Consider the following 12,823-nt stretch of genomic DNA (forward strand, 5'->3'; position numbering starts at 1 on the left):
ATCCTTAAACCATGACGTGGCCGAAGATCGGGTATGAGACCCTCCCGTGGTTTACCGCGGGACAGATGTCGAATCGAGCCCGATCAAAGGCCCCAGTTACTTACGACAGTGCTCTAGTTCCTCACATAGCGCACTGTCATGTTGATCTGCCGCGCGAGCTGCACAACCGCATTAATGAGGTTACGGAGAAGCTCGCGCTTTTCGACGACAGGCTCGCACGCAAGAAACACCATCGCCTGCTTTCCTATGTGGAAGCCATTGCATCGAGTCGTATTGAGGGAATTGTCGCTTCACCCCGTAAAGTGTTCGAGTCTGAACTAACTGGCACCTATTTCGGTAACGCAGGATTGGTTGCTGCCCACCAAAGGCAGATTGACAGCGCGATCCGTGGCACTGTGAAAGTAGATTTCAGGCACGACGACCTTCGATACCTACATCGCATATTGATGGAAGGCAGCGCGTCTGCAGTCGCCGGTAAGTTGCGGGAGGATCCAGTGTGGATCGGTGGGTCGGATTCGTACCCGGTTGAAGCTGACTACGTCGCCCCGCACCCGCGCCACGTTGCTGCGCTTATCTGCGATTTCCTGGCTTTTCTGCGACGCACCGACATACCGCCGCTACCTCATGCGGCTATCGCCCACGCCCAATTTGAGAAGATCCACCCGTTCGCGGACGGTAACGGCCGTACTGGGCGAACCCTAGTTCACATAGTTATTAATCAGCGCGGTGTAACGAGATCGCTTGTTGCGCCTATCTCAATTGCCCTTGTTCACAACCAGGATGAGTACTTCGGAGCACTCGACAGCTACGCCGAGGGGGACATCATTCCGATAATTGAATTGTTCGCCGATGCGGTAGAGGATGCTATCCAGGCTGTCAGATGCGGGTTTTTGGTACCGGTGTTCCGGAGACCCGGTACTGCCGGGTTCCGGGTAGTTGGTACCGGGGGCCGGGCCGACGGAGTCGGCCCGGCTGTTTGCTTTATTCGTCCGGTTCTATTGGGGTGGTGGCCTTGCGCATGTCGAAGTCTCCGATGCGGATTCGGTGGCCGTTGTTGAGGCGGCTAACGAGTGAATCGGCTCCGACTCTGTCGGGGAGGGCTTCGACCCAGTAGGCGGCGGCCGATTGGGAGGAGATCAGTGTTGGGAGCCGACCGTCGCGGTCGAATATGATCTTGCTCAGGTCTTCTTGCCCGCGCTGGTTGATGCTCATGGTCATAAAATCGTCGATGATAAGGACATCGACATTGATCAGTTTCCGCATCTTATCGAGGTAGTTCTGGTCAGTCGGTGAGAAGACCGCCAACATGTCTACGAGTTGGTCTAGCCGGTAGTAGGCCACGGAGTATCCGGCTTGACATGCGGCGACGCCGATGGCGCAGACTATGTATGTTTTCCCTGTTCCGGTCGGCGCGAGGATGTGAATGTTGGTCGGATTTTCCCGCCAGTTGGTCGCCGCGATTCGTTTCAGTTGGCGCATGTTGATGCCGCGTTGTTCTGCTCGGGTGACTTCAGCAAGGCTCGCGTCCGGGTATCGGAATTGTGCCTGGGTGATGGCTTTGGCGATGTTGCGTTGTTGCCGCTGTGTGTAGGCCTCTTCGACTGCTGCGAGGAAGATGTCCTCTGGTAGCGCATCCGCGTAGGCCTCGTCGTTGACAATCTCGTAGAAGACATCAGCGAAGGTCGATACGCGAAGCTTTCGCATTTTTGCCCGTACTGTTTCGTCATTGATGTTGCTCATGGTTCACGCTCCTTCTAGTTTTCGTAGTGGTCAGCAGGCCGGATGAAGACGGCGTCAGCTGCGTCGCTGGTAAGCGGGGCGCCTGGGCGTTGTTGGTTCTTCGTCGCGGGCTGTGTCCTTCGCCCTGGTGCAGCAGGGTGCTGCTGAGCGTGCGCAATGTCAGTCTGGATGCGCTTGATCACAGCCATAGTTGGAGCCAGCTTCTTTTCTAAGACCTGCTGGCACGCCGGCTCGAGGGTGGTTTTGCTGTGCTTTTTGCCCAGGTTGGCCAGCACGTTGCGAGCTTGGAGAAGTCCGCGGGGGACGGCGGCACTATTACGATCGAGGATCATCGCTATGACTGTGTGCGTTGCAGAACCGAACGACGAGGCCCAAGCCAAGAGTTCGTCGCGGGTGAGCGCCTTGTGGCCTTCGTCATCGCTGCTTGGCCCATGGTTGGGATCAGTGGAGTACCGGTATTTGAATCCGTGAAGGCGTGTGTGTTCAGCAACTAGTTGATCGCCGTTGAAGATGCTCACCAGTTGCGGGGTGAGCCTGACCGTCACTGCCTCTCCTACCAGCTGAAATGGCACAGAGTAGTACTGGTAGTCACAGGTGATGTGCCAATTACGGTCGACTTTGAGCCGCTTGTATGACACTTCCGTAAACGGTGTCGGCGGCAGATCGCGCATCACTGATGCTTCTTCTTGCTCAAAGCGCATGCGCCGTGTTGTGCCATCAGCCCGTGTCATTGCGCTGTTGATATCGGCAAGCCGGTCAGCGATTGCCTCATTGAGTTCATCGAGATTGTAGAAGACCTCGTCGCTGAAATACCCGAGTATTTTGGCGTAGGCGATTTTCACAGCACGTTCTACTGCCGCTTTGTCGCGTGGCCTGCCAGGTCTTGTCGGCACAATCGTGACCCCGTAATAGTCGGCAAACGCTGCGTAGCGGTCAGTGACCATCCGGTAGCCTGAATGCTTCCTCGGCCGGTAGGTCGCCGTAGAGGCATTATCCGGCACGATGACCGCCGGTAATTTGCCAAGATAGTTCAACGCTTTGACGTGGCACTCAATCCAAGCCGGCATCTTCTCATTCGCAGCAGCAGTGACGTACATCAGTCCTGAGTACGGGCATACCGCGATAAACAGTGACGCCTTGAATGCGGTATCACCACTGGCCTGATCCACCACCGGCACTTTGTCGCCAGCCCAGTCGACGTAAAGCTCTTGCCCCGGCTCATGGGTGACGACTTCGACAAGATCATGAGCACGGAGAAATTCATTGAGCCCACTGCAAAACTGGGAGTACTGGTACTTTGTCTTGTCCGTCGGACACGGCTGCGACAAGTAGTCCATCCACAGCTTATGCCTGGTCACGTGCTTTTTGCTTTGGAGCTTGCGTGCAAGGGCTTGAAAATCAGGCTGGTCGTAGGACATCGTCCGCTTACTCCGGCCGTCGCTGAATCGTTCATCGAACCATCCCGGTGGGAGTTGGCGGAAACGCTCTGGCGTTAGTGCCTCATCAGCGATGACTTTCTTTGCGCGGGATACTTCTCGCCGTGAACATCCCAATGCGTGTGTGATCTGCGCATAGCTTGCACCGTCAAGGCACATCGCGATGATCTGTTTGAAGTTGGCCACAAGGACCGGCTCCTTCCAAGTAGATGTTGACGCGACACCACCGGATTGTGGTGTCGCCAACATCAACTATGAAAGAAAACCCCTTGCAGTACCGAGTACGTGGAACACCGGTACCAACTACGCGGACTCGCGGTACCAACTACCCCGAATCGACATCCAGGCAGGGGAGCGCTTAACTCAAAGCCTCACCGTGATTCAGGCGCGATGGCGCGAACTTCTCCGCATCCAGACCGCGCCCATAGATCTGCAGGCTCAGGACCAATTCATCCGGAAACCAGTGGCTACCGCCGAAACCCTCTCAACTGATCTAGGGATTCCGCAAACCGAAGTCGAAGACGCGCTCCACCGATTGGAGCAGTGCGGAATTCTGGTCGGTGCCCAGCTAACAAAATCTACGCGCGCGTGGCGTTCGCTCGATGTCCTCGAACTTTTGAAGGCTCTATATGACGAGGCTGAATCGCTCAACGAAGGCGGATAGCTTGTCGCTCACGCGGGCACGCACCTCGTCGTGGTTTGCCTGCTTTCCAAATCGCGATGTTTTCGGTAGGAGCTTGGTCAGAGCTGTTCCAGAAGTGGGAACTACGCCGGACTCTAGAGCCCTCTCGACGAAAGTATAAGTTGCTTCAGGCTTCAAGCGCTCGGTCTCGATCAGGTTCTTTAACTCCTCATCACGGCGCACCGCTATGAATTGAACCCATCGCTGATCCGTAGACATGTCTGAAGTCTCGAGCGCGTGATCACCTTCGCCTACAGTGTCCATGAATTCTTCAATCAGGTCACGCTTGTCGCGCAAGCTCGGGGATGCATCCACGCTGCGTTCAATCGTTTCGCGTGTTTGTTGCGCACCTTCTGTATCGCCTGTGCCGTGCTGCTTGCGGTATTCATCGATGAGCATGACGATGTAATCGACGTTGATCTCAACCTGTTTGATCAGCTCTAGTTCGAAAACGAGCTGCTCGTCTGCTTCATCGTCGCCAGTTTCATCAAAAGGCATGTCAGCGATGCGTTGCGCCTTGAACTCATCATGCAAGTCCAAGTACATGGATTTGTAGTCTTGAGACTCGCGCTCGCTAAGCAATTCCTGTCCTGCGAACTCATCAAATGAGGTAAGTACGTTTTCGAGCTTGAGAACCTCGCCGTAGAGCTTCACAAACGCCTTCTGTCCGCTCTCAGACGCAATCACTTGACCTGATGGGTAGAAGTCCTTCAAATCCTCGACCTTGCGTGAGTAGTCGCGGTAGAAGTCCTTGAAAGGCGCAAGAATTGCAACCTGTGCAGCATTGTCAGCGTTACCAAACAGCTCCAACGCTTCGTTGGTGTTCTTGTCCAGGTCGCGGAAAGAGACGATGTTGCCGTAGGTCTTCACGGAGTTGAGGATTCTGTTTGTGCGAGAGAACGCTTGAATCAGCCCGTGCATGCGTAGGTTCTTATCCACAAACAGCGTGTTCAGCGTGGTCGCGTCGAACCCGGTCAAGAGCATGTTGACCACGATGACCAGATCAATATCACGATTTTTGATCCGTTGGGACAGATCCTTGTAGTAGTTCTCAAAGGACTCTGCATCGCGCGCGTCATAGTTGGTGGCAAACATCTCGTTGTAGTCACCCACAGCGCGAGCCAAGAAGTCCAGGTTGTCCCCGGAAAGCTTGGAGGTATCAAAGTCCTCATCCTCGATGAGGTCTACAGCATCGTTCACGTTCGACTGTGCAGAAAAGATCGTCGCCACCTTCAAACGCTGGTCAAGTGGAAGACTTGCCTGCTGACGGGTGAACTCGTCATAGTAAGTGCGCGCTGCTTGGATCGAGTCAGTAGCAAAAAGCGCGTTAAAACCTTTGACCTTACGATCAGCCTTGGTTGCTTCTTTCGCCCCACGTTTACGCACGGACTGCTCGACGTTGGTCACAACCTTATGGGTGTAGGACTGCCCAAGATCACGCTTGGTCTTCTGGTCAAAGTGCTCCAAGGTGTAGCCGGTGATTTCCTCGATACGTCCAGGCACAAGCAATTCAGCTGCTGTCAGCTCAAACGGTGAGTTCGGGTCTGGGGAAACCGGAGATAGCTCGTGGTATTCCACCTTGAACGGCAAAACGTTCTTGTCGCGGATCGCGTCCACGATTGTGTACGAGTGCAGCATGTCACCAAACGCCTGCGTGGTCGTTTGCAGGTTCGGGTTAGAACCCACCTTGTTCTGCTCGAAAATGGGCGTGCCGGTAAAGCCAAAAAAGTTCGCCTTCTTGAACTTCTTCTTGATCGCCGTGTGCATCGAACCGAACTGGGAACGGTGACACTCATCGAAAATGAACACGACGTGCTGGTTATAGATCTCGCGCTTGTCGTTTCCAGCGATGAAGTGGCTCATCTTCTGGATGGTCGTGATCACGATCTTTGAGTCAGCGCGCGTGAGGTCAATATCGCCGGTGGGTTTACCCTCACGCTCGCGCTGCTCAATCTCTGCAAGAAGCTCGCTCTTTGTGGACAGCTGCTGGGACAGAATCTTGGTAGACGTGTTTGAGTTAGCAGCGCCCTTCTCAAAGCGGTCGTACTCACGGATCGTCTGGTAGTCGAGATCCTTGCGGTCAACCACAAAGATGACCTTCTCGACGGACTCATTCTCTGTGGCTAGTTGCGCGGTCTTGAACGAGGTCAGGGTCTTACCTGATCCGGTCGTGTGCCAAACGTACCCGCCCCCGTTAACACTTCCTAGCTGCTTGTAGGAGATGGAACGCTCAATCCTGTTGAGGATTCTTTCTGCTGCTGCAATCTGGTACGGGCGCATGACCAGAAGCAACTCATCGACGGTGAAAACACAGTAACGGGTTAGTACAGCTAAGAGCGTGTGCTTGGACAAGAACGTCGTGGCAAACGCCATGAGGTCTGTGATGGGCTTGTTCTTGGCATCAGCCCACCAGGAGGTGAACTCGAACGAGTTAGAAGTCTTACGCTTGCGCGACTGCTGGGAAGACTTCTTCGTTTGATCCTTAATGTGCAGATCGCGGGTGGTGTTCGAGTAGTACTTGGTTTGTGTCCCGTTGGAGATAACGAACAACTGGACGTACTGGAATAGCCCCTCGTCCGCCCAGAAGGAATCACGCTGATAACGGTCAATCTGGTTGAAGGCTTGACGGATCGCCACACCACGGCGCTTCAGCTCTAGGTGAACCAGAGGAAGACCATTTACCAGGATCGAAACGTCGTAACGGTTCGACTCATTGCCCTTCTCGCTCTTCTTGGTGGAGTACTGGTTGATCACCTGAAGCGAGTTGCGGTGAATGTTGTCCTTGTCGATGAGCGCGATGTTCTTAGTCGTTCCATCATCGCGGATGAGGTTTTTGACGTGATCAGTCTGGATCGTGCGGGTTTTCTCTACGATTCCAGAAGACGGGTTGGCAATTTCAGTCCTGTAAAACGTTTCCCACTCAGTGTCTGAAAACTGGTAGTTATTCAGCTTCTCTAGTTGAGTGCGCACGTTATCGCGCATCGATTGCGCATCTCGAATATCTGCATAGTCATAGGCTTGGCGCTGAAGTTGCTTGATCAAAGCGTCTTCTAGAGCCGCTTCAGACTGATAGCCAGTAGCGCTATTACCGTCTGCTTCATAGTTGGCAATGACAGTGGACGTGTCCGTAACAGCTACCGGGTCGAGGTAGTCGTGTTGAGGACGTGGTGAGAATGAGCGAGAAGGATTACTGAACTGTGCCATTGTGTGTTACCCCTTCACGTCGAAATCAAGCAGCTGATCGCGGTAGTACTCGTACTGCTTCTGACGTAGCTCGAGCTCGTGCTTGAGATTGTCGATGTACTCAGTAAGAGTGTCCAACTTCAGCGCGATCTCTTCTTGAACCACCAGGGGTGGCAGGGGGATTTCGAAAACCATCAGGCGCTTGGTGTCCAATGATGCAGCTGATCCTCCCGTGTTACGCGCTCTTAGAAGAATGCTTTCTCGGTACTCTTCAAGCGCGTTAAACAGGTATCGCCCATTCAGTTCATCACTCGGAAAAACAGCCTTCAGGTCTTGATTCATGGCGACTTCTTGAGGAAAGTACGCGACCGGCAGCTTCTTCTCCAAGATGCTCGATCTCGCTACCAAGGCGGTGGACCCAGCCGGAACCAATTTGGTTGAAGAACCTTCTACCGCTTCATTGGTGATGTAGTCGATAGTGTGCGTCACCGTGTGGTCGTGCATGTCTTTCGGTGAAACCCACGCAATCGTGCCGTTTTGCCAGAAGGACTCGTTCTTTTTTGATGGAGTTCCTCCGCCGAACCATGTCCCAGCATCTTTAAGAGTGATGTGAGGGAAATTTTTCAGCTGCTCGAATAAAGCATGACTCGTGGCAATCTTTTGTCGCTCCCGCCCAATAATCTCTTGTTCTATTTCCCGGTCGAGCTCCACGAACTGATCGAGAATCCTCACGATCTCCTGCTGGATCTCAAGGGGTGGGAGCGGGATTTGGAGATCTTTAACGACCTTCCAATGGCGCGAGTAGCCAAGATCCTTGATCTCAAGATTATCTAGCGCGTAGAAACCGTACTTTGCCATCATATCGCGTTTGGGTTGCAGCAGCTTAACCCCATCAGCCCCGATTATAAAGGGGAAATCGATCCACTTAACCTCACGCGTGTGATCTCCGAAAAGGATGAATTCATCATCCAAGACTCGGTCGTCATCTGATTCAAGATCGGAGTATGCGGCAATTAAGCCCTTGCCCTGATCGACTACAGGGAAAGTGCCCTTTTCCTGATAAAAAGATCTTGGGAGACCCTTAGGTGTTTTTACGAGGGTAAAGGTTTCATTAACAGACGCCTGCTCTACCCCGTCAGGACACAGTTCTTGAATGAGTTGTTCGATCCTACTCATCAGCGTCCACCTCGCCTTCGAAGTCAGCCACGATCTCATCGATAGAAGCGCGCAAGGTATCTTGGCGCGCGACAATCTCCCGTAGCTCTGCGTTCAACGCCTGAATATCCACGATTTCGCGCACGTCTTCTTTCTCGACGTACGAATTCACCGAAAGGTTGGAGTCGTTAGCGAGAACATCGTCGTTAGAAATCAGCGCGGTCTCATACTGGACTTCTTCACGATCCTCATAACGCTTGACGATTGTGTCCTGGTGCTCTGGGAACAGTTTGTTCTTATTACCCACGCGCTTGAAGTGCTTGGAAGCGTCGATGAAAAGGATGGATTGATCTTTCTTAGACTTCTTCAGGACGAGGATGCAAGTGGCGATTCCAGTACCAAAGAACAGGTCTGGAGGGAGCTGGATAACAGCTTCCACAAAGTTGTTCTTGATCATGTACTCGCGGATCTGCCTTTCTGCGCCACCTCGATACATCGCACCGGGGAATTCAACAATGGCTGCTGTGCCGTCCACAGCGAGGTAGGACAGCATGTGCATGGTGAAGGCAAGGTCAGCCTTGGATTTTGGTGCGAGCACACCAGCGGGTGAATAGCGCTCATCGTTCACAAGTACGGGGTTGTCGCTACCTTCCCACTTAATCGAATATGGCGGGTTAGAAACGATAGCTTCAAACGGCTCTACATCGTCATGAAGCGGATTGACGAGTGTGTCCCCGCGCTGAATGTCAAAATGCTCAAACCCAATGTTGTGCAAGAACATGTTCATGCGCGCGAGGTTGTACGTGGCGATGTTGATCTCTTGCCCGTAGAAGCCCTCAACATTGTCTTTGCCAAGAATCTTGGCGAACTTCAAAAGCAAAGAACCAGAACCTACAGCCGGGTCATACACGCGCTTGACCTTGGTCTTACCGGACGTAGCAATACGAGCGAGAACCTCAGAGACTTCTTGTGGGGTGAAGTACTCACCACCAGACTTCCCTGCCTTGGATGCGTACATCTGCATAAGGAACTCGTAAGCATCACCGAACAGGTCGATGGAGTTGTCCTCGAAACTACCCAGCGGAAGAGAATGAACAGCGTCAAGCAGTTGAGCTAGTTTCTTGTTTCGCTCTGCTACGGTCGCACCCAGCTTGGGGGAATTGACCTGGAAGTCATCAAAAAGCCCTTTGAAGTCATCCTCAGACTCTGTGCCCACTGCTGAAGACTCGATCCCCTTGAAGACTTTCTCGATGGTCTCGTTCAAATTGGGGTCATCGTGGGCGCGTTTCTGGACGTTTTCAAATAGCTGTGACGGCGGGATGAAGAACCCTTTGTCTTCAACCACGCCTGCACGCCCGATTTCAGCGTCCTCGTCAGAGAGGTTGGCGTAATCAAGTCCGTCTTCTTCCGCGTTCAAGTACGCCGTTAGGTTTTCGGAGACGAAACGGTAAAAGAGCATGTTGAGCACGTAGCTCTTGAAATCCCACCCATCGACAGAACCACGGAGATCGTTTGCGATCTTCCAGATTGTTTTGTGCAGTTCCGTGCGCTGAGCAGAGCTGTCAGCTGGAGCGTTCTCAGCAACTTCGCGGGCGACGTCCGTCATGTGTGACCTTTCTTAGGATCGCTTGATGCATGGATTATTTCACGCGGCAATGACAAAAGCGCTCGGACTTCGCAGCGTGGTCGCAAAAAGTTTCGGATAATCGTTCGAAGTTCCCGCGAATAGTTGGGCGACTTCGTCTATTCGAAGAAATCTTCGTCGACTTCAACGAGTTTCACTATGCGTTTCACTTGTGTTCCAACGCCGTGGCGGATCATGAGGCGGGTGAGCAATTCGCCGTCGATGAGGACGACGCGTAGTTGCACGGAGTCCGCATATGCGGTTGCGCCTTTGGTGAAAGACGATGTTGTGAGAAAGACTCCTTGATTTGCTTGGGCGCCATGCAAGGCACCGACAAACGCTTGGACTTCAGGGCGGCTCACCAAGTGGCCTTCGCTGTAACGTTTTGCTTGGACGTAAATCCGGGATAGGCCAAGAGCGTCTTGGTCGATGACGCCGTCAATTCCGCCGTCGTTAGAAAGTTGCGTCCTAGTCGCTTTACCCAAGGATCCGCCATAACCCATTGCGATGAGCAGGTCGAGGACCGCTTGCTCGAAGAATGCTGGGTCGCTTTGACGAAGACGCAGTAGGAGCTCATCGCGCACCATGCGTTCGTTTTCCGCCTGGCCCTGCTCCACGATCTCAATTGGGGTCAGAGTGCTTGTTTCGCTGCTCGCGACTACGGCATCGGGAAGCGCTGGGGTCGCCTGGGGCGTTCGACGTACAAACTCAGCGTAATCAGTGTTGCCGACGAATTCCTTGAATTCAGCGTCGGATACCTCAACAGGAAACCTTTTGATGATGTCGTGGCCAACGTCCGTGATCTGCCAATGCGCGCGTTGAGGCGAGCTTACTGCACCAGCCTTGTTCAAGTGCGTGATTGCCCAGTTGCCGCGGTTAACATAGGTCTGTTGACCGGAGCTCACAGTCAATTGCTTCTGTTCATCGGTGAGACCTAAAAGGTCGGCGGCGCCATCTATTACATCGCGTCGCCTATGGATCTGGCCGTCGCTTAAGACTTTGAGTGATGGGATAAGGAAACCATCCCACGTTGGCAACGGTACGGTGATTGGTTCCACTTAGATCTCGCTTTCCTCGAAGTGGGAGGAGTCCTCGACTGCGGCGCCGGCCGCGGAGATATCGCGTTGGACGGGTTTGCCGATTGCGCGCTCAACTGCTTCGCAGAGAGCTTCGCGTCGTGAGGTGAAGAAGTCGTCGAAGTCGTCGTTACGCAGTGCGTGTGGATCGACGAAGTGCGGTAGGAGGAGAGAATCTAGCTCATCGGGTTGGATCTGTGCTGCCTTCTCGATCTTGGTGACGTAGGACGATGGGGCGACGCCACCGATGACGCGATTGGTCCGGGCACTCAGCATCGTTTTGTTCACGATGGATTCGCGTCGTTCTTCGTCAATATCGTTTTTGGCGCACCAGGCTTGGGGGAAGATGTGGTGGATGTCCACGTTCATGTCCTTGTACTGGTCAGCGCCGAAGGTCTTGTCTTCCATCCAGTCCTTCGAACCATTGGCCATGATGAGCGCCATTATTCCTTTGTACGCAGCAGAGTTGCGGGTACGCATGGAATGCAGACGGGATTCCACGAAGTTGGCGTCCGCAACCGTACGCGGCGTAGGAGCATCATCGTTCTTAACCCATGCGGGAACCATTTCAAGGTCCCGGGCGAAGCGGGTTTCGATTGCGCTGCCGTAGAGCTCACCGAACACGCCAGCCCAGTACCAGCGAGCGATGCGTCGTTTCACGCTGTGCAGATCAGCATCGTGCCCCAAAACAACCTTGATAGTAGCCAGCGGCACAATTTGCTTGGGGTAGGGGATGTCGCGTGATTTGAAGATGTGCTGATCAGCAAGGAACTGAGAGGCCCAAATGAATGCTTGACGGAGCTGATCGCGCCATTCCAGATAATCAGCAAGCGTGAGCTTCAGAACATCTTCGCGCTTAGCTGTGACGGCGATCTTTCGAGCCGATGAGGATTCCTGTTGCTTCTTCAAGCTAGCGAGCAGCGTGACGGCTTGCAGGAAGTCGGTGTTCTCGACGCCGTAGAGGACGTCGTAGGGTTTCCAGAGTTTGCGGGTCTCCAACCAGTCGTCGTTCAGCCTGAAGTCCTCACCAGTAGCTTTGTAGTGCCCCGCATCACCAGCAAAGACCGCGGTGAGAAGCTCAAAGACATTGAGGGGAAGACCGCCAATGTTCACCTTCTCAAAAACCGTGGCCACAGCAGCCTTATCGGTTTCACTATCAAGCTCAATGGCCGGGATCTGGTAGTTCGAAGCCGGACCGATGAACTTCTGGTGGAACAAATTCCCAACCTGACTGTCCGGGTATCCCATCAGCCACGGGAGTGTCTCATTGGAGTTGTACAGCAGGTTCAGTGGGAAATAACCGTTCTCATACTGCTTCGCGGTCGTGCTCACGTCGAGGACGACGTCACGGTCAAAGTTCGTTTTGATCTTGCCGTCCTCCGGGACGGCTATGACTGCTTCCTCGAGTTCATCTGGAAAGTTCACCGCGTGGTTGACGTCGATGAAGAATCGACGCTTAAGCAACTTGCCGCGTGAATCCTTCGTTTCTACGACGCCGTCGCCAGCGAGTGCTTGCGTAAGTGAAGTCAGGCGTTGCTGGCCATCAAGCAGGAGGTACTTGGGTTCAATGCTGGGGTCAATTACTGGACCCTCGACCGGACGCGGTTTAAACCGCACCTGCTCGTTGCCAGTTTCCAATAGCATCACAACACCCATTGGGTGCCCCCGGAGCACGGTGATGAGGATCTGCCTAACGCGTTCTTCATCCCACTTGTATCGGCGCTGAAAATCGGGCAATTGGATGACACCGGTCGTGGTGCGCTCGAGGTATTTTTCCAGCGTGTACATCGGGGTTTGGAATCCCATGCTGTCTCCTCAAAGAGTATTGCGTGTCTATCCGCGATCTGAATTGGAAGCTGCTTGTTTTGTTAGTTTACTGGCCACGTACGCGCGTATTGGTTCGCACAACCGGTCTAATGATCTTCCG

General features: G+C 53.6%; 9 protein-coding genes. 2 read left to right on the plus strand and 7 right to left on the minus strand.

The window, feature by feature from the left end; genetic code table 11:
• The first annotated feature begins 446 nt into the window (after positions 1-446).
• The gene (locus CAQUA_RS11185) at positions 447-1,058 is read left to right on the plus strand and encodes a Fic family protein (RefSeq protein ID WP_435383922.1); all 612 of its coding nucleotides are present in this window, start codon (positions 447-449) and stop codon (positions 1,056-1,058) included.
• On the opposite strand, the gene CAQUA_RS04685 is transcribed toward CAQUA_RS11185, so the two are convergent.
• Both CAQUA_RS04685 and istA read right to left on the minus strand, forming a co-directional pair.
• Positions 982-1,740: an ATP-binding protein gene (locus CAQUA_RS04685; protein ID WP_070839886.1), complete on the minus strand. Its 759-nt coding sequence runs from the start codon at positions 1,738-1,740 to the stop codon at positions 982-984. The genes CAQUA_RS11185 and CAQUA_RS04685 overlap by 77 nt on opposite strands.
• Before the next feature lie 14 nt (positions 1,741-1,754).
• Positions 1,755-3,362 carry an IS21 family transposase gene (istA, locus tag CAQUA_RS04690; RefSeq protein WP_196824033.1) on the minus strand — a complete coding sequence of 536 codons (1,608 nt, stop codon included), beginning with the start codon at positions 3,360-3,362 and terminating at the stop codon, positions 1,755-1,757.
• Between istA and CAQUA_RS04695 the strand changes: the two genes are divergently transcribed.
• Positions 3,340-3,840: a hypothetical protein gene (locus CAQUA_RS04695; protein WP_231375413.1), complete on the plus strand. Its 501-nt coding sequence runs from the start codon at positions 3,340-3,342 to the stop codon at positions 3,838-3,840. The genes istA and CAQUA_RS04695 overlap by 23 nt on opposite strands.
• Here CAQUA_RS04695 and CAQUA_RS04700 read toward each other — a convergent pair.
• The 5 genes from CAQUA_RS04700 to CAQUA_RS04720 form a co-directional block, all read right to left on the minus strand.
• Positions 3,802-7,062: a type I restriction endonuclease subunit R gene (locus tag CAQUA_RS04700; protein ID WP_196824291.1), complete on the minus strand. Its 3,261-nt coding sequence runs from the start codon at positions 7,060-7,062 to the stop codon at positions 3,802-3,804. The two genes, CAQUA_RS04695 and CAQUA_RS04700, sit on opposite strands and share 39 nt — an antisense overlap.
• A gap of 6 nt (positions 7,063-7,068) precedes the next feature.
• The gene (locus tag CAQUA_RS04705) at positions 7,069-8,217 is read right to left on the minus strand and encodes a restriction endonuclease subunit S (protein ID WP_196824290.1); all 1,149 of its coding nucleotides are present in this window, start codon (positions 8,215-8,217) and stop codon (positions 7,069-7,071) included.
• Positions 8,210-9,802: a type I restriction-modification system subunit M gene (locus CAQUA_RS04710; protein WP_196824289.1), complete on the minus strand. Its 1,593-nt coding sequence runs from the start codon at positions 9,800-9,802 to the stop codon at positions 8,210-8,212. The genes CAQUA_RS04705 and CAQUA_RS04710 overlap by 8 nt, the downstream gene beginning before the upstream one ends.
• Before the next feature lie 137 nt (positions 9,803-9,939).
• Positions 9,940-10,878, minus strand: a complete 939-nt coding sequence (locus tag CAQUA_RS04715) for a restriction endonuclease (RefSeq protein ID WP_290178808.1) — start codon at positions 10,876-10,878, stop codon at positions 9,940-9,942.
• A complete protein-coding gene (locus CAQUA_RS04720; protein WP_196824288.1) occupies positions 10,879-12,702 on the minus strand; it encodes a GmrSD restriction endonuclease domain-containing protein in 1,824 nt (607 codons plus the stop codon). It lies immediately after the preceding gene.
• Positions 12,703-12,823 lie beyond the last annotated feature (121 nt).

The sequence above is a fragment of the Corynebacterium aquatimens genome (assembly GCF_030408395.1).
Lineage (GTDB): Bacteria > Actinomycetota > Actinomycetes > Mycobacteriales > Mycobacteriaceae > Corynebacterium > Corynebacterium aquatimens.

Excerpts from the sequence above, each read along its gene's own strand:
- CAQUA_RS04700 (WP_196824291.1), bottom strand. The coding sequence starts at position 7,062 with ATGGCACAGTTCAGTAATCCTTCTCGCTCATTCTCACCACGTCCTCAA.
- CAQUA_RS04720 (WP_196824288.1), bottom strand. The coding sequence starts at position 12,702 with ATGGGATTCCAAACCCCGATGTACACGCTGGAAAAATACCTCGAGCGC.
- CAQUA_RS04710 (WP_196824289.1), bottom strand. The coding sequence starts at position 9,802 with ATGACGGACGTCGCCCGCGAAGTTGCTGAGAACGCTCCAGCTGACAGC.
- CAQUA_RS11185 (WP_435383922.1), top strand. The coding sequence starts at position 447 with ATGGAAGGCAGCGCGTCTGCAGTCGCCGGTAAGTTGCGGGAGGATCCA.
- CAQUA_RS04695 (WP_231375413.1), top strand. The coding sequence starts at position 3,340 with ATGATCTGTTTGAAGTTGGCCACAAGGACCGGCTCCTTCCAAGTAGAT.
- CAQUA_RS04705 (WP_196824290.1), bottom strand. The coding sequence starts at position 8,217 with ATGAGTAGGATCGAACAACTCATTCAAGAACTGTGTCCTGACGGGGTA.
- CAQUA_RS04685 (WP_070839886.1), bottom strand. The coding sequence starts at position 1,740 with ATGAGCAACATCAATGACGAAACAGTACGGGCAAAAATGCGAAAGCTT.